Source organism: Croceicoccus sp. Ery15 (assembly GCF_020985305.1).
Lineage (GTDB): Bacteria > Pseudomonadota > Alphaproteobacteria > Sphingomonadales > Sphingomonadaceae > Croceicoccus.
The window spans coordinates 2,042,724-2,059,698 of sequence record NZ_CP087588.1 but is presented as its reverse complement, the minus strand read 5'-3'; the positions used below and the strand labels follow the sequence as shown (position 1 = coordinate 2,059,698).

The following is a 16,975-nucleotide window of genomic DNA, read 5'->3' as shown; positions in this document are numbered from 1 at the left end:
CGAGAAATGAATGCGATGATGGGCGCGGGGGGCAGTGTTCTCCCGCGCCTTTCTATTCGGCTGCGGGCCGCGCGGGTGCCTTGCATCCGCGTTCCAGCCCGATGCCTTTCAGGAATGCGCGCCGCACCGTGGCGGCCACGACCAGTTCGCTGACATATTGTTCCTGCGCCTTGGCCCCCGTGATTTCGCGCACGATGCCGCGAAACGGGATCAGCCCGCCGACGATGTCCTGCGCCACTTCGCCCACTTTGTTCGCGCCCTTCTGCAGGTCGGATCGTTCCTCTTTCGGAACGTCGATATCGTCGCCCAGCATCACGTCGATGTCCGCAATGGCCTTGCCGATGGTGGCGCAATCGGTCAGCCCGCCGGTGGAGTAGGGATGGTTGCCGATATCGACCAGCAGCGGCGGAATTTCGGATTGATCGAGGTTGAGGTCACGCAGCGGTTGCAGCGGAATATCCTCTATCTTCACATTATCGCTGACGACCGGCCCATTTTCGGCAGGCGTGCTGACGTCGGACCGGGCCGGATCGGCTTGTACGCCCTGTGCCTGTTGAGCCAGGGCAACGGGGGACAGCGTCATCGCAGCCCCCGCCATAGCGGTATGGATCAGCCGAAAAGTGCGCCGAATGTATCGCATTGATCCTCGTCACCTGTTCGCAGCCCAATTTGCAGCCATTCCATGCGCTGGGCACTGGTGCCGTGGGTGAAATTGTCGGGGCTGACGCGGCCCTGCGTCAAACGGTCGTCGCCGATGGATGCTGCCGCTGTCATACCCTCTTCAATGTCGCCGGGCTCCATAAGGTTCCGGTTCTTGGCCGCCCATACGCCGGCATAGCAATCGGCCTGCAGTTCCATCGCCACCTGTATGCGGTTGGCCGCGCCGGGATTCTGCTGCTGCGCCTGCCGCACCTGGGTCGATGTGCCGGTCAGCGTCTGGATATGGTGGCCGTATTCATGCGCCATTACATAGGCGCGCGCGAAATCGCCGCCCGCGCCCAGTTGCCGGTCGAGCTGGTCGTAAAAGCTGGTGTCGATATAGATGCCTTGATCCGACGGGCAATAGAACGGCCCCATCGCGCTTTGCGCCGCGCCGCAGCCCGACGAACCGCGCCCGTCATAGAAATTGAGCGTGGGCTGCGTGAATTTGATCCCCGCCTCTGCGAACAGGGGCTGCCATGTGGCGTCGAGCGAGGAGAGCGCGGCACACGTCTCGCGGCTGTATTCGTTGACCGAGCAGCTTTGTTCCAGCGTCTGGCCGCCCGCTTGCGGGGCCGTTGTCGTTTCCATCGATCCGACCGTGCCCAATGTCGTCATCGGGTCGAGGCCGAAGATCAGATAGCCCGCGATCGCCAGCACCACCGCGCCGCAGCCCAGCTTGCCCCCCCCCGCCGCCGAAACCACCGCCGCCGCCCGATCCGCGCTGGTCGCGAACGCGAATATTGCGGGAAATGTCATTCAGCCGCATCGTTACCCCCGTATTGGCCAATATCGTAAAAGCGGCACGCGATTCGGCCAGCTCGATCAAAACCCTAACGAATTCCCAACCATAGTGGAGACTGAAATGTTCCTTTCCGGCAAGACTGCGCTCGTCACCGGTTCCACCTCGGGCATCGGGCTCGCCTATGCCAAGGCGCTCGCGGCCGAGGGGGCGAACCTTGTGATCAACGGTTTCGGCGACGAGGCGGAGATCGAAAAGGAGCGCGCAGCGCTGGAAGCCGCCAGCGGCGCAAAGGCGATCTTCGCGGGCGGCGACCTGACGAAAACCGAAGGATGCGAAAGCCTGATGCAGGCGGCGCTGGACGCGTTCGGCACGGTCGACATTCTGATCTGCAATGCGGGCATGCAATATGTCGCGCCGGTCGACGAATTTCCGGTCGAAAAATGGGACCAGATCATCGCGCTGAACCTGTCGAGTGCGTTTCACTGTTCGCGCCTTGCCATTCCGGGCATGAAGGAAAAGGGCTGGGGCCGCATCATCTTTACCGCCAGCGCCCATTCGCTGACGGCTTCTCCGTTCAAATCGGCCTATGTCTCGGCGAAACATGCGCTGGCGGGGTTGGCCAAGACCATTGCGCTGGAACTGGCCGAACAGAACGTCACGGCCAATTGCATCAGCCCGGGCTATGTCTGGACGCCTTTGGTCGAAAACCAGATCCCCGATACGATGAAGGCGCGGGGCATGACCCGCGATCAGGTGATCAAGGACGTGCTGCTGGAACGCGAGCCGACCAAGAAATTCTCGACCGCAGAGGATATCGCGGCGGTCGCCATGTTCCTGTGCGGCAAGGCGGCGGACAATATCACCGGCACCAATATTTCGGTCGATGGCGGATGGACTGCGCAATAAGCGCCGGTCGGGTAATTATCTGGCAGTCGCACCCCCGTTTGGCGAAAGGCAAACGGGGGTGAAATAAATGCATCGTCCCCCTCTAGCGAAAGGGGGGTCATCTGGTTACATGGGCCGCCACGATTCTCCCTTTCCAGATCATGCAGGCAGGTGTCCCGTGGCGAACCGCATCACTTCCGAAATCCCGCTGGGTCTCACCTTTGACGATGTTCTTCTGCGTCCCGCGGAATCGAATATCGTGCCCAGCATGGCCGATACGAAAACGCGTATCACGCGTGATATCGCGCTGAATATCCCGATCCTGTCCAGCGCGATGGACACGGTGACAGAGGCCGATATGGCGATCGTCATGGCGCAGATGGGCGGCATGGGCGTCCTGCACCGGAACCTGACGGTAGAGGAACAATGCGCCGCCGTGCGTCAGGTGAAGCGGTTCGAAAGCGGCATGGTGGTGAACCCCATCACCATCGCGCCCGAGGCGACTTTGGGCGAAGCGCGCGCCATCATGCTGGCGAACCGTATCTCCGGCATTCCGGTGGTCGAGGCTTCGGGCAGGCTGGTCGGTATCCTGACCAACCGCGACGTCCGCTTTGCCGCCAATGACGCGCAGCCTGTGAAAGAGCTGATGACGGCGGATAATCTGGCGACCGTGCGCGCCGATATCGGGCAGGAAGAGGCACGCCGCCTTTTGCACCAGCGCCGCATCGAAAAACTGCTGGTGGTGGACGATAATTACCACTGCACCGGCCTGATCACGGTCAAGGATATCGAGAAGGCCGTGACCTATCCCGATTCCACCAAGGATAGCGCGGGCCGGTTGCGCGTGGCTGCCGCCTCGACCGTGGGCGACAAGGGCTTTGCGCGGACCGAGGCGCTGGTCGATGCAGGCGTGGACGTTGTGGTGATCGACACGGCCCATGGCCATAACAAGGATGTCGCCGCCGCCGTAACGCGCGTCAAAAAGCTGTCGAACAGCGTGCAGGTGATTGCCGGCAATGTCGCCACGGCAGAGGCGACCAAGGCGCTGGTCGGCGCGGGCGCGGACGGGATCAAGGTGGGCATCGGCCCGGGTTCGATTTGCACCACGCGCATCGTCGCGGGCGTGGGCGTGCCGCAACTGACCGCCGTAATGGAAAGCGCCGAGGAAGCGATCAAGAACGACGTACCGGTCGTTGCCGATGGCGGTATCCGGTCGTCGGGCGATGCGGCCAAGGCGATTGCGGCGGGCGCGTCGACGATCATGGTCGGATCGATGCTGGCCGGAACCGAGGAAGCGCCGGGCGAGACATTCCTGTATCAGGGCCGCGCCTATAAGAGCTATCGCGGCATGGGCAGCGTGGGCGCGATGGCGCGCGGCAGCGCCGACCGCTATTTCCAGCAGGACATCAAGGACCAGATGAAGCTGGTTCCCGAAGGCATCGAGGGTCAGGTCCCCTATAAGGGCCCCGCCAAGGATGTCGTCCACCAGCTGGTCGGCGGGATCAAGGCGGCGATGGGCTATACCGGCTGCGCCGATATCCCCTCGCTGCGGCAGCGGGCGGAATTCATCCGCATCACCAATGCGGGCCTGTCGGAAAGCCATGTCCACGACGTGACCATCACGCGCGAGGCGCCCAACTATCAGGGCCGTTGAGGCGCCGGTGCGCTGGGAGGCCCGCCTTGCGCAGGCTTTCGGGCTGGACAATGCGGGCTGGGACCGCCACGCCAATCCGTGGAGCGGGTGGAGCCGCATGATCACCGGATGGCCGGTGATCATCGCCGTGGGGTGGAGCCGTCTGTGGATCGGTTGGTGGGCCGTGCCGCTGGCGCTGGTCGCGGCCTTGTGGCTGTGGCGCAACCCGCTCAGCTTTCCGCCCGCGCGGGATGACCGTTCGTGGATGAGCCGCGCCGTCTGGGGCGAGCGATTGTGGATCCGGCGTGAAGGGCTGGCCGACGCAGGCCTCGCCGTCTGGAAGTTTCATGGCTGGAACGTTCTGGCAGGGCTGGGCGCAGTGGTGGCCATTTATGGAATCGTGATGTTCGACGTGATCGCCTGTTTCTCTGGCGCATTGGCCAGCTTTTTCGCCAAGATCGGCTTCATCGCCCGCTGCGAAAAGCTGTATCGCCGCGCGGTGGCGGCGCATCCGGAATGGCGGCGCGGCCAGATTGCAGGGGGAGAACTGCCATGACCCCTGCAGCCCGCGTTCAGGCCGCCATCGAATTGCTGGATGGTATCATCACTGCCGCGCGCGAAGGCGGCGCCCCTGCCGATCGCATCGTGGCCGACGGGCTACGCGCCCGCCGCTACGCCGGATCGAAGGACCGCCGCGCGATCCGCGAACTGGTCTATGGTGCGATCCGCGCCTGCGGGCCAGTGCCGGAAAACGGTCGCGCGGCGATGCTGCGGCTGGCTCAGGTTCAGCCGGACATCGCCGGACTGTTCAGCGGTGCGCCCTATGGTCCCGCGCCGGTCGTTGCGGAAGAGGTTGCGGCGCAGGGCGGCGTTGCGCCCGAATGGCTGGCCCGGCGGCTGGCCGCATCGGATATCGCGGGCGAGGAGGCAGAGGCTCTGTTGGGCCGTGCGCCGCTGGATATTCGGGTCAATACGCTGAAAGCCGCGCGCGACGGGCTGACCCTGCCGGTCGATGGCGAAGCCCTGCTCGCCCCGAATGGCCTGCGTCTGCCTGCCGGTACGCCGGTCGAGCAATGGGAGGCCTATCGGGACGGGCTGATCGAGGTGCAGGACGGCGGCAGCCAGCTTGCCTGTCTGGCGCTGGATGCACAGGCGGGCGAGACCGTCGTCGACCTGTGCGCGGGCGCGGGGGGCAAGACATTGGCACTGGCCGCAGCCATGCAGAACAGCGGAACCCTGATCGCCTGCGACACCAATCGCCAGCGCCTTTCCCGGCTGCGCCCCCGTGCCGAGCGGGCGGGCGCGGGCAATATCACGGAACTGCTGCTGAACCCGATGCGCGAGATGGAAGCGCTGGAACAATGGCGCGGCAAAGCCGATGCAGTGCTGGTCGATGCGCCGTGCAGCGGCACCGGCACATGGCGGCGCAATCCCGAATCGCGCTGGCGGATCACCGCGCAAGAGATTGAGAAGCTGTCGATCCTGCAATTTCGCCTGCTGGAAATCGCAACAGGACTGCTCCGCCCCGGCGGTCGGCTGGTCTATGTCGTCTGTTCGCTGCTGGACGAAGAAGGTTCACAGGTTTTCGACCGTTTTACAGCTGCTTATCCGGAAATATCGGCGACCCCGCTGACGCTTTCGGCCGGACGGTCAAGGGGGCGAGGCATGCGGCTGACCCCGTATCATGACGGCACGGACGGATTTTTCTTCGCGCGGGCGGCGAAGGTCTGATAGCCTTAAACATTATGGCTGACGTTCCGGTAAGCACCGGCCATTCGGGCCAGACATTCGGTCCTGACGGGCCGGTCGGCGCGGGTGGAACGGAATTTCCGGACAGCCATTACGGGACTGCGCCAGTTGAACGGCGCTCCACATGGATGGAGCTTTTGATGCGTTATTCGCCCCTTGCCCTCGCCTTGTCGCTTGCCGTTGCGGTGACGGCCAGTACGGGTTTCGGGCAAGTGCCGCAGACCGATGATCCGCGCGTGACCGAATTGCTGGCCATGGGCCGCGCTGCCCTTGCATCGGGCGATGCCGATGCCGCGACCGACCGGTTCGAGGCGGCGCTGGTGCTCGACCCCGGATTTGCGCCGACCTATCTGGAACTGGCCGATGCTGCCCGCGCGCGCGGCATGCAGGGGCAGGCAATCCATTATTACCGCGAGGCGCAGGCCCGCGACCCCGGCAATCTGCAGGCCATCGCGGGTGAAGGGGCGGCCATGGCCGAAAAGGGCGCGACCGCCAAGGCGGAGCAGAACCTTGCCAAGCTGCAAAGCCTGTGCGGCAGCAATTGCGCAGAGGCGGGGGAACTCGCCGCCGTGATCGCGCGCGGCCCGCTGCCGGAAGTGAAATCGGCCGATGCCGGTGCGCATGATGCGATGAATGGCCCGGGGGGCAAGAAACCTGCCGAGAAAAACTGACCTGCGCCCGGCCTTCGGGTAAGCCAGCCCTGCGGACCGCCAGCCTTCAGATCAGATCGCGGAATTCCGCCAGCACCTGTTCGTAAACCGGCTGTTTGAACGGGATGATCAGTTGGGGCAGCAGCTCGGGTTCGATCCAGCGGAATTCCGAAAATTCGGCAGGGTCGTGCGCGGCAAGGTCGATATCCGCATCCTCGCCCGAAAAGCGCAGCAGAAACCAACTTTGCCGCTGGCCGATATATTTTCCGCCCCATAATTTGCCGTGCAGATGGGACGGCAGTTCATAGAACAGTTCCTCGCGCGTGGTGGCGACGATTTCCACCTTTTCGCGGGTGATGCCGGTTTCCTCGTGCAGTTCGCGGAATGCCGCCTCGTGCAGATCCTCGCCCTTGTCGATCCCGCCTTGCGGCATTTGCCACCAGTCGCCTTCCTTGGTGTCGATCCTTTTGCCCACGAACACGCGGCCCAGCCCGTTCACGATCATCAAACCCGCGCAGGGGCGGAACCGGGCGGGGTCACGGCTGGTTTCGGGGGCAGAGGTCATATGGGTGCAGTCCGCCTGTAATCTTGCATCAAAGCTGTAATCTTGCATCAAAAGCACAAAACACCTGTGCAGGGCACAAGCCCCCTTGCGCAAGTGCCCAGATATGGCGCAGCTTCGGTGGACGCAAAACATTTCTCGATCGCCACACGATCGGGGCATAGCGTGCATAAAAAAGGGCACTCCCGCGTGGACTGCGCGGGCAGGAATGCCCCGACAGGACGACCGCCCGCCGAATGAGGCGGTCCGCAGATGGAAGAGTGAACGCGATGGCAGAAACGACGAATCCCGTCCCGGTCCCCGAATCCGTAACCGTGCGCTTTGCCGGCGATTCCGGCGACGGGATGCAGTTGACCGGCGGGCAGTTCACCCTTTCCACGGCACTGGCGGGCAACGATCTGGCGACTTTTCCCGACTTTCCCGCCGAAATCCGCGCGCCGCAGGGCACCTTGTTCGGTGTTTCCGCCTTTCAGATCAATTTCGGATCGACCGCCATCGAAACCGCGGGAGACGCGCCCGACGTGCTGGTGGCGATGAACCCCGCCGCGCTGAAGGTGAACCTGTCGGCGCTGAAACCCGGCGGGCTGATCATCGCGGACAGCGGCGAATTTTCGAAGCGCAATCTGGAAAAGGCGAAATACGACGGGAATCCGCTGGAAGATGGCAGCCTTGCCAAATGGGACCTGCTGGCTTTCGACATCAGCGCCCAGACGCTGGAAGCGGTGAAGCCCTTCGGCCTTGGCAACAAGGAAGCGCTGCGCTGCAAGAACATGTGGACGCTGGGTCTGGCGCTGTGGATGTTCGACCGTCCGCGTGGGCCCATCCATGACTGGCTGAAGGCGAAATTCGCCAAGGCGCCCGATATCGCCGCCGCCAATATCGCCGCTCTGGACGCGGGGCACGCCTATGGCGAGACGGCCGAGATTTCGGGGCCGGTCAAACAGGTCCATGTCGATCCGGTGGCCAGCGAGCCGGGATTGTACCGCACGATCACGGGGGCCGAAAGCGTGTCGCTGGGCCTTGTCGCAGGGGCGCAGCTGGCCCAATTGCCGATGTTCTTCGGCGGCTATCCGATTACGCCGGCCAGCGCGATCCTGCACCATCTGGCACGACTTCGCGAATTCGACGTCACAACGTTTCAGGCAGAGGACGAGATTGCCGCCATCTGCGCCGCCATCGGCGCGAGCTATGCGGGCCATCTGGGCGTGACCAGCTCGTCCGGCCCCGGTATCGCCCTCAAGGGCGAGGCGATGGGGCTGGCCATCATGACCGAACTACCGCTGGTCATCGTCAATTCGCAGCGCGGCGGGCCGTCGACCGGCCTTCCCACCAAGACCGAGCAGTCGGATCTGTATCAGGCGATCTATGGCCGCAACGGCGATGCGCCCATGCCCGTCGTCGCCGCGCGCAGCCCCGCCGATGCGTTCGAATGCGCGATAGAGGCATGCCGGATCGCGGTGCAATATATGACGCCGGTGATGTTGCTGACCGATGGCTATATCGCCAATGCGGCCGAGCCGTGGAAAGTGCCCGATCCCTCGGCTTTCGAGCCGTTTCCGGTGCAGTTCCTGACCGAGAAGAATGGCGAGGTGCTGCTGCCCTACAAGCGTGACGAGACGGGCAAGCGCCCGTGGATCAAGCCCGGCACACCCGGCCTGATGCACCGCATAGGCGGGATCGAGAAGGATGCGCAGACGGGCAATATCTCCTACGATCCGGCGAACCATCAGGCGATGACCGACGCGCGCAAGGCCAAGGTGGACGGCATCGCGGTGCCCGATCAGGACGTTTGCATCGGGAATGACAGCGGCAAGCTCGTGCTGGTCGGCTGGGGCAGCACCTATGGCCCGATCCATCAGGCGGTGCGCCGTGCGCGAAAACGCGGGCTGGATGTTAGCCATGTCCATGTCCGCCATGTCTGGCCGCTGCCAAAGAACCTTGGCCCGCTGCTCAAGGGTTTCGACAAGGTGCTGGTCCCCGAAATGAACACCGGCCAGTTCAAGACCGTGATGCGCGACCAGTTCCTGGTCGATGCCCAGCCGTTGACCAAGACGAGCGGCCAGCCCTTTGCCATTGCCGAGATCGAGGATGCGATCTGCGACGCGCTGGGCGAACCGCGTGCCAGCGACATCGGGGGCGAGGTGCCGGTGAACGACAGCCAGCTTCCGACGCCGGAATCGGTGGAACAGTAAGAGCGAAGGGACGAGAACGATGAACGAATTCACGAAAATCGAAACCACGCTCAAGGACTGGGAAACCGATCAGGAAGTTCGCTGGTGTCCCGGTTGCGGGGACTATGCGATCCTGAAGGCGGTGCAGCGCACCCTGCCGCAAATCGGTGCGGACCCGGCGAACACCGTATTCGTCAGCGGTATCGGCTGCTCCAGCCGCTTTCCCTATTACGTCGAAAGCTATGGCTTTCACACGATCCATGGCCGCGCGCCTGCCTTTGTGACCGGTATCAAGCTGGCCAATCCCGACCTTGATATCTGGATGGTGACGGGCGACGGCGATGGCATGTCGATCGGCGGCAATCACACCATGCATTTGCTGCGCCGCAATCTGAATTGCCAGATATTGCTGTTCAATAACGAGATTTATGGCCTGACCAAAGGGCAATATTCGCCCACCAGCCGCCGCGGCACGACCAGCCCGACCAGCCCCGGCGGCAGCGTCGACCGGCCCGCCAACCCCTGCGCATTCGCGCTGGGTTCGGGCGCGCGTTTCGTGGCGCGCGGCTATGACGTTTCCAAGGATCTGGGTGATGTGCTGGTGGCCGCCCATGCGCATCGGGGCGCGGCTTTCGTCGAAATTTTCCAGAACTGCATCGTCTATAACAAGGATGTGTTCGACGATTTCACGCAGAAGAAGGTCGCCGCCGAAACACAGGTCTGGGCGATCCACGGGCAACCATTGGTGTTCGGCGCGGGCAAGGACAAGGTGCCGACAAAGGGGCTCGCTCTCGATCCCGCGACCATGGCGCTGAAAGTGGTCGATATCACCGATGGCGATTGGCAGGCGGCGGGAGTGATGGTGCACGATCAGACCAACCGCAGCCTTGCCCATATGCTGGTCGAGCTGGAATTCGGCCCGTTCCCCATGGTGCTGGGGGTTATATATGACGATCCGCGCCCTACCTATGACGCGGCCATTGCCGAGCAGATGGAGACCGCCCGCGCGAAAGGCAAAGGCGATCTGGCGGGTCTGTTGGCGAAGGGCCAGACATGGACGGTTTCAGGCACAGCACAGGACCCGATTTGATCTGTCACCTGCGCGACAATGGATAATCTGACCCACGGGCTTGTCGGCGCGCTGATCGGGCAGGCCGGACTGAAGCGCAGGACCGGCCTTGCCATGCCTGCGCTGATTTTCGGCGCGAACCTGCCCGATATCGACGCGGGCTGCGTCGTCTGGGGCACCGAAAGCCTTGCGATGCGGCGCGGGCTGACTCACGGACCGATCGCGCTGGTGCTATTGCCGCTGGCGCTGGCGGGGTTCCTGTGGTGGTTCGACCGCTGGCAGGCACGAAGGGGCACGCGGCCCGATACGCGCCTGCCGGTACATTTCGGCTGGCTGTTCGCTCTGGCCTTTCTGGCGTGCCTGACTCATCCGGCGCTCGACTGGATGAACGTCTATGGCATCCGCCTGCTGGAGCCGTTTTCGCATCGCTGGTTCCATGGCGACATATTGTTCATCATCGATGTCTGGTTGTGGGCGATGATGGGGCTGGGGCTGATCCTGTCGCTGCTGCGGGAAAAGCGGCGTGGCAACTGGCGAACTCCGGCTCGGGCGGCGATTGCGGGGGCGTTGGCCTATATCGGGGTGAATGCGGGGATTACTGCCAAGAACGAGGCTGATGGCGCTCTCTATGCGCAAATGCGTGAAATGACGAAATCCGAGGTGATCGCCCTCCCGCTGCCGATAGAGTTTTGGCGGCGCGATTTAGTCGTTGGGGGGAATGGTGCATGGTTCAAGAAGGAGGCCATTGGGCCGGACGATGCGCTACTGGCTCCGATCTCCGATCATATTTGCAAGTTCCCTGATCCCCGAATAGGCAGCGCGAACCGCCCCGACGTCGCCGCGTTCCTGTTTTGGAGTCAGGCACCTTTCGCCTTGCGCAATCCCGATGGCGGGGTGACGATCCACGATGCCCGCTTTTTCGACGAACGCACCCGAGGGCAATTTTCCGTTTACCTGCCCGATACGCCCTGCATACCGCTGCGTTAAGGAACCCCGTCCCGTCCGGCCCGTTCACCCCGCATGACCGCCCCGCATATCGTATGGCTGCGCCGCGACCTGCGCCTTGCCGATCAGCCCGCCCTATATTCCGCTGCCCGGCAGGGGCCGGTGATCTGCGTCTATGTGCTGGATGACGAACGCGCGGGAAGTCGTGCCATGGGCGGGGCGTCGCGCTGGTGGCTGCATCATTCGCTGACGGCGATGGCCCGCGAACTGGGCAAGCACCGGGCAAAGCTGATCCTGCGGCGCGGCGATGCGGTGGACCAGATTTGCAAGCTTGCCAATGAAACGGGCGCGGCCGCCGTCCATGCGATCCGCCATTACGAACCGTGGTGGAGGAAAGCGCAGGGCGAACTGGCCAAGCGCATCGACCTGCATTTGTACGACGGCAATTATCTGCTGCCGCCCGGCACGGTGACGACGGGATCGGGCGATCCGTACAAGATCTATACCCCCTTCGCGAAATCGGCGCGGCAGTGCCTGCCGCAGCGCGAGGTGCTGGAGGCGCCCGCGCTGACGAATCCCGATACATGGCCCGCCTCCGACGATCCGGACGATTGGGGCCTGTTGCCGACCAGGCCCGATTGGGCAGGGGGCTTTCGTGAGGCATGGCAAGTGGGTGAGGCTGCGGCGCACGGGCAGCTGGACGACTTCACCGACCGCGTCGCTGCCTATGACGACGATCGCAACATGCCCTCGATCGACGGATCCTCCCGCCTGTCGCCGCACCTCCATTTCGGAGAGATTTCGCCCGCGCAGGTCTGGGACCGGCTCTCGCGCCACACGGGCGAGGGGGCGGAAACCTATCGCGGCGAATTGCTGTGGCGCGATTATGCGCAAAACGTGATCTGCCAGTTTCCTGCCTATCCCTCTGAATCCTATCGCGATCTGGGCGGAGAGGCATTGTGGCGCAATCCCAATCGCGGCCACGTGATCGCCGAAGAATTGCAAGCATGGCAGCAGGGGCGCACCGGATATCCCATCGTCGATGCGGGCATGCGGCAATTGTGGCAGACCGGCTGGATGCACAATCGCGTGCGGATGATCGCGGCCAGTTTCCTGATCAAGCACCTGCTGATCGACTGGCGCCATGGCGAGCAATGGTTCTGGGACACGCTGGTCGATGCCGATTACGCGAATAATGGCGTGAACTGGCAATGGGTGGCGGGCACGGGGGTGGACAGCAATATGTTCCCGCGCATCATGGCCCCGCTGTCGCAATCCGAAAAATTCGATGCAGGGGATTATATTCGGGAATTCGTCCCCGAACTGGCGGGTCTGTCCGATGCGCAGATCCACGATCCCGACGACAGCCACCGCCCGGCCGATTACCCCGCGAAGATCATCGGCCACCGCGAGGCGCGCGAACGGGCGCTGGCCGCGTACCGGCAGGCCAAGGGGGAATAAAACCCGCACTCGCTTGCCCGCTGCGCCGCGCTTGCATATCTCTTATCCTTATGGAGAGGCGGGGCGTACATCTGACACGCGCGGCGGGGGAAGGCCGCGATTCGACCGGCATATTGGCGCGGCTGATTTCGGGCGGTCAGGCCAGGATATTGCGCCGCATCGACCATGGTCTGGCCACCGGATCGATCACGGCGCGGCTGCCGAACGGCGATGTCATCACGCTGGGCGGAAAGCGCAGCGGGTTCGATGCCGATATCGCCGTGCACGACTGGCGCTGCATATTGCGGCTGGCGACGGGCGGATCGGTCGGCTGGTATCGCGCATGGGAAAAGGGCGAATGGTCGAGCAGCGATCCGGTGAAGATATTCGCCCTGTTCATGGCCAATGCCGACACTTTGGGCAATGCCGCGCGGGCCAAGGGGCCGTGGCGCATGGTGTCGCAGGCCTATCACCGCATGCGGCGCAATACCAAGGCGGGTTCGCGCCAGAATATCGCGGCGCATTACGATCTGGGCAATGATTTCTATACGCCCTGGCTGGGGCGGACGATGGCCTATTCCAGCGCGATCTGGAGCGATGCGCTGACGCTGGATGCCGCGCAGCAGGCCAAGATGAACGCCATGGCCAACCGGATCGCGGGCGCGCCGGGGCCGGGCGTGCTGGAAATCGGCTGCGGCTGGGGTGCGTTATCGGCATTGCTGGCCGCGCGCGGGCACGAGGTAGAGGCGATCAGCCTGTCGGACGAGCAACTGGCCTTCGCCCGCGAAGCCGCCCCCGATGTCGCGTTCCGCAAGCAGGATTACCGCGATGTCGACGGGCGTTACGACGCCATCGTCAGCGTCGAAATGGTGGAAGCGCTGGGCCGCGAATACTGGCCCGCCTTTATGGATTGCATCGCGCATAATCTGAAAGCGGGCGGGCGCGCGGCGATCCAGTTTATTTCGATCCGCGACGAATTGTTCGACCATTATGCCCGCAGCGCCGATTTCATCCAGACCTATATCTTCCCCGGCGGCATGCTGATCCGGACCAGCGAATTCCGCCGTCTGGCCGAAGTGCGCGGACTGGAATGGCGCGACGAGGCGCGTTTCGGGCAGGATTATGCGCGCACATTGGCCGATTGGCGGCTGCGTTTCGACCGCGCGGTGGAACAGGGGCGCCTGCCCGCGGGCTTTGACGACACATTCACGCGGCTATGGCGATTTTACCTGATGTATTGCGAGGGCGGGTTCCGCGGCGGCGGGATCGACGTGCATCAGGTGACGCTGGTAAAGCCCGCCTGACGCGCGGGCCCGAAACAGGTCGTCCGCCCCGCCGGGAGAGGGAGTGAACCCGGCGGAGCGAAGTCGGAATTCAGAGCGTGCTGCGGCGCACCGCACCTTCGCGATAGCGCGAGACGATATCGTCATAGATCACGGGGCTGAGCAGGTTCTGGAACGCGCAGCCGACCAGATTGCTTTGCCACCAGATCACTTCGCATTGCAGCGCTTCCAGACCCGGCAGTTTCAGCCAGCACAGCGATCCGATCGCCAGCCGGTTGACGCATTCGGCCGAAAAACCGCCCAGCGACAGATCGTTCACGACGGTCGTAAAACCGTGCCCGCCCGTGGGGCGCAGATTGGCCGGAATGGCGACACGAAGGCGCGGCGAGGAGCGATCCTCTTGCGCGGCCGCGTAATAGCGGTCGGTCGTGTTATAGCGATCCCTCAATCTATAGTCGGTCATGGCCGCTGTCCTTCTTGCACAAGGAACCGGACTGTCGTGCCCGAAGGCGGACGGATTCGTTCCTGATTGGGACAGGGTAGAAGATTCGAGGTTATTTTTCGGTTAAGACGGCTGCTTAACGCGAAATTTCTCTCCGTTTACGAACGAGTCGCGGACAAGTCCTAGGATTTCCTGCGCCACGACATCGGGGGTCTTTACCGTATTCGGATCCTCACCGGGGAATGCGCGGGCGCGCATGGCGGTGCGGGTCGCGCCGGGATCGACGATGGCCGTGGTGATCCGCGAAATCTTCTCGTTCTCCTGCGCATAGCAGGACAGCAGCACATCGAACGCTGCCTTGGACGCGCCATAGGCACCCCAGAACGCGCGCGGAGACGATCCGACAGAGCTGGTGATGCCGATGACCTTGCCCGCTTCTGCCGCTTTCAGCATCGGGTGGAATGCCGACAGCAACGTCTGCGTCGCCAGCACGTTCACGGTCATCGCCTGAGAGAATTGCTTGGCGCTGATATCGGTCACGGGGGTCAGCTCGGGCAGGATCGCCGCATTGATGACCAGCGCGTCCAGCCGGTCCCAGCGGCCCGAAATCGCCGCTGCCAGCCGTGCCACCGCATCGGGTTCGGCCAGGTCGAGCGGCGCGATGGTCGCGCTGCCGCCGGCGGCGTGGATCTTTTCCTCCACCGCTTCCAGCGCGCGGTCGTCGCGGGCGGTGATCACCACATGCATGCCCGCCGATGCCAGCGCCAGTGCCGTCGCCTCGCCAATGCCGCGCGATGCGCCGGTGACAAGGGCCAGCCTGCCCGCCAGCGGGCGATTGTCGGTCTGTTCGCTCATCGGATCAGGCGACCTTTTCCGCCTTGCCGGGGACAAGGTCGAGCTGTCCCGCCTTGGTCCGGTCGGCCAGATCGGTCAGCCGCGTCGGATAATCGCCGGTGAAGCAGGCATCGCAATAGGCGGGCCTGGCGGGCTGGCGCTGCTCCTCGCCCACGGCGCGATACAGGCCGTCGATCGAGACAAAGGCAAGGCTGTCGGCCTGAATGAATTCGCGCATGGCATCCATGTCCATCCGCGCGGCGAGCAGCTTGTTCCTTTCGGGCGTGTCGACGCCATAGAAGCAGCTGTGCATGGTGGGCGGGCTGGCGATGCGCATGTGCACTTCGGTCGCGCCCGCGTCGCGCATCATCTGCACGATTTTCAGGCTGGTGGTGCCGCGCACGATCGAATCGTCGATCAGCACGATGCGCTTGCCCGCGACCAGCGCGCGATTGGCATTATGCTTGCGGCTGACGCTGCTGGACCGCGCGCCGTCCGACGGCTGGATAAAGGTGCGGCCGACGTAATGCGACCGGATGATGCCCAGTTCGAACGGCACGCCCGATTCCTGCGCATAGCCGATGGCGGCGGGCACCCCCGAATCGGGCACGGGGATTACCAGATCCACCTCTGCCGGCGATTCGATGGCGAGCTGCTGGCCGATTGCCTTGCGCACCGAATAGACCGACTGCCCCGCCGAAATCGAATCGGGGCGCGAGAAATAGACATGCTCGAAAATGCAGGGGCGCGAGGCGGTCTTGGTGAAAGGCCGGTGGCTGGTCGTTTTGCCGTCGAGGTCGACCTCGATCAGCTCGCCCGGTTCGACTTCGCGGTCGAAAATGGCGCCCACGATGTCTAGCGCGACGGTTTCGGATGCGAAGACGACCGCGCCTTTCCCCTTCTTCTCGGGGATATGGCCCATGACCAGAGGGCGGATGCCCAGCGGATCGCGGCAGGCGATCATGCCCTGCGGCGTGGTGCAGACCAGCGAATAGGCCCCTTCCAGCATCCGCAGCGCATCGACGAATTTATCGAGCAGCGTGGGATAGCGGCTGGTCGCGACGAGGTGGATAATCACCTCGGTATCGGCCGTTCCCTGAAAGATCGCGCCGCGCCGCACCAGATCGCCGCGCAGGTGCATCGCGTTGGAAATATTGCCGTTATGCGCGATGGCGAAACCGCCGGTCGCCAGTTCGGCATAAAGCGGCTGCACATTGCGCAGGCCCGATCCGCCCGTGGTGGAATAGCGGACATGCCCGCATGCCATGGTGCCGGGCAATTCGGCCATCGCCTCGCCGGTCGAGAAATTTTCGGCCACGTGGCCATTGCCGCGCCGGACGTGGAATTCCTGACCGTCATAGGAAACGATCCCCGCCGCTTCCTGTCCGCGGTGCTGCAGGGCATGCAGCCCCAGCGCCGTGACCGCCGCCGCGTCGCGCGCGCCGACGACGCCGAAAACGCCGCATTCCTCGCGCAGGGAATCTCCATCCTCGTCGTGAAAGGGATGGTGGACGAAGTCCGTGGACATCATGCCTTCAATGTTCCGCTGTATAGCCTGGGGCCTGCATCGTTCCGCCCTAACAGATGTGGGCGCCAACGTCATGCGCGGCCTTTGCCGATGTTTCGTTATGATTACAACCTGAGTCTTGGTGTTGGGCTTGGAAGGTGAGGTTTTGCGTATTTGGAAGTTTGCGCTTCGTTAGAGGTTGGGCCGGTTGTAGATTTATGGCGTCGGATCGCCCCCTGCAGTCGCTGCGCCCGGCACCGAGTTCGGGTGTTGCAACACAAACCCACCTATTGCCACCTGCCGTCGCGCCCCCTAGTTCATCTCCCTCTCATCCAGGCCCCTTCATGGGCGCTGTCGGACC

The 16,975-nt window shown here is 63.6% G+C and carries 16 protein-coding genes; 10 read left to right on the top strand and 6 right to left on the bottom strand.

Annotation, left to right across the window (positions count from 1 at the left end; translation table 11 throughout):
- Positions 1-52 precede the first annotated feature (52 nt).
- Together LOZ77_RS10040 and LOZ77_RS10035 are read right to left on the bottom strand one after the other, a co-directional pair.
- The gene (locus LOZ77_RS10040) at positions 53-583 is read right to left on the bottom strand and encodes a hypothetical protein (protein ID WP_230279037.1); all 531 of its coding nucleotides are present in this window, start codon (positions 581-583) and stop codon (positions 53-55) included.
- A gap of 26 nt (positions 584-609) precedes the next feature.
- Positions 610-1,458, bottom strand: a complete 849-nt coding sequence (locus LOZ77_RS10035) for a neutral zinc metallopeptidase (protein WP_370637997.1) — start codon at positions 1,456-1,458, stop codon at positions 610-612.
- A 106-nt stretch (positions 1,459-1,564) separates the two neighbouring features.
- On the opposite strand from LOZ77_RS10035, the gene LOZ77_RS10030 reads away from it, so the two are divergent.
- The 5 genes from LOZ77_RS10030 (at position 1,565) to LOZ77_RS10010 (ending at position 6,382) form a co-directional block, all read left to right on the top strand.
- Positions 1,565-2,350, top strand: a complete 786-nt coding sequence (locus LOZ77_RS10030; RefSeq protein ID WP_230279036.1) for a 3-hydroxybutyrate dehydrogenase — start codon at positions 1,565-1,567, stop codon at positions 2,348-2,350.
- A 109-nt stretch (positions 2,351-2,459) separates the two neighbouring features.
- Positions 2,460-3,983, top strand: a complete 1,524-nt coding sequence (gene guaB, locus LOZ77_RS10025) for an IMP dehydrogenase (RefSeq protein WP_370637996.1) — start codon at positions 2,460-2,462, stop codon at positions 3,981-3,983.
- 7 nt (positions 3,984-3,990) lie between these two features.
- Positions 3,991-4,518 carry a DUF6653 family protein gene (locus LOZ77_RS10020; RefSeq protein WP_230279034.1) on the top strand — a complete coding sequence of 176 codons (528 nt, stop codon included), beginning with the start codon at positions 3,991-3,993 and terminating at the stop codon, positions 4,516-4,518.
- Positions 4,515-5,693 (top strand): RsmB/NOP family class I SAM-dependent RNA methyltransferase, encoded by a 1,179-nt coding sequence (locus tag LOZ77_RS10015; protein WP_230279033.1) that lies wholly within the window; start codon positions 4,515-4,517, stop codon positions 5,691-5,693. The genes LOZ77_RS10020 and LOZ77_RS10015 overlap by 4 nt, the downstream gene beginning before the upstream one ends.
- A 14-nt stretch (positions 5,694-5,707) precedes the next feature.
- Positions 5,708-6,382: a tetratricopeptide repeat protein gene (locus LOZ77_RS10010; protein ID WP_370637995.1), complete on the top strand. Its 675-nt coding sequence runs from the start codon at positions 5,708-5,710 to the stop codon at positions 6,380-6,382.
- Positions 6,383-6,428: 46 nt separating this feature from the next.
- Here the strand turns inward: LOZ77_RS10010 and LOZ77_RS10005 are convergent, their stop codons facing one another.
- Complete coding sequence (locus tag LOZ77_RS10005; protein WP_230281839.1) at positions 6,429-6,926, bottom strand: RNA pyrophosphohydrolase; 498 nt, start codon at positions 6,924-6,926, stop codon at positions 6,429-6,431.
- A 266-nt stretch (positions 6,927-7,192) separates the two neighbouring features.
- On the opposite strand from LOZ77_RS10005, the gene LOZ77_RS10000 reads away from it, so the two are divergent.
- The 5 genes from LOZ77_RS10000 to LOZ77_RS09980 are packed head-to-tail and all read left to right on the top strand — an operon-like array spanning position 7,193 to position 13,852.
- The gene (locus tag LOZ77_RS10000) at positions 7,193-9,115 is read left to right on the top strand and encodes a 2-oxoacid:acceptor oxidoreductase subunit alpha (RefSeq protein ID WP_230279032.1); all 1,923 of its coding nucleotides are present in this window, start codon (positions 7,193-7,195) and stop codon (positions 9,113-9,115) included.
- A gap of 19 nt (positions 9,116-9,134) precedes the next feature.
- Positions 9,135-10,184, top strand: coding sequence for a 2-oxoacid:ferredoxin oxidoreductase subunit beta (locus LOZ77_RS09995; protein ID WP_230279031.1), 1,050 nt, complete (start codon positions 9,135-9,137; stop codon positions 10,182-10,184).
- Between the two features lie 18 nt (positions 10,185-10,202).
- The gene (locus tag LOZ77_RS09990) at positions 10,203-11,150 is read left to right on the top strand and encodes a metal-dependent hydrolase (RefSeq protein ID WP_230279030.1); all 948 of its coding nucleotides are present in this window, start codon (positions 10,203-10,205) and stop codon (positions 11,148-11,150) included.
- A 33-nt stretch (positions 11,151-11,183) separates the two neighbouring features.
- Positions 11,184-12,569, top strand: a complete 1,386-nt coding sequence (locus tag LOZ77_RS09985) for a deoxyribodipyrimidine photo-lyase (RefSeq protein WP_230279029.1) — start codon at positions 11,184-11,186, stop codon at positions 12,567-12,569.
- Between the two features lie 50 nt (positions 12,570-12,619).
- Positions 12,620-13,852 (top strand): cyclopropane-fatty-acyl-phospholipid synthase family protein, encoded by a 1,233-nt coding sequence (locus LOZ77_RS09980; RefSeq protein WP_230279028.1) that lies wholly within the window; start codon positions 12,620-12,622, stop codon positions 13,850-13,852.
- Between the two features lie 70 nt (positions 13,853-13,922).
- Here the strand turns inward: LOZ77_RS09980 and LOZ77_RS09975 are convergent, their stop codons facing one another.
- The 3 genes from LOZ77_RS09975 to purF form a co-directional block, all read right to left on the bottom strand.
- Positions 13,923-14,294, bottom strand: a complete 372-nt coding sequence (locus tag LOZ77_RS09975) for a PilZ domain-containing protein (RefSeq protein ID WP_230279027.1) — start codon at positions 14,292-14,294, stop codon at positions 13,923-13,925.
- Positions 14,295-14,396: 102 nt separating this feature from the next.
- Complete coding sequence (locus LOZ77_RS09970; RefSeq protein ID WP_230279026.1) at positions 14,397-15,128, bottom strand: SDR family NAD(P)-dependent oxidoreductase; 732 nt, start codon at positions 15,126-15,128, stop codon at positions 14,397-14,399.
- Between the two features lie 4 nt (positions 15,129-15,132).
- Complete coding sequence (gene purF / locus LOZ77_RS09965; RefSeq protein ID WP_370637994.1) at positions 15,133-16,638, bottom strand: amidophosphoribosyltransferase; 1,506 nt, start codon at positions 16,636-16,638, stop codon at positions 15,133-15,135.
- Positions 16,639-16,975 lie beyond the last annotated feature (337 nt).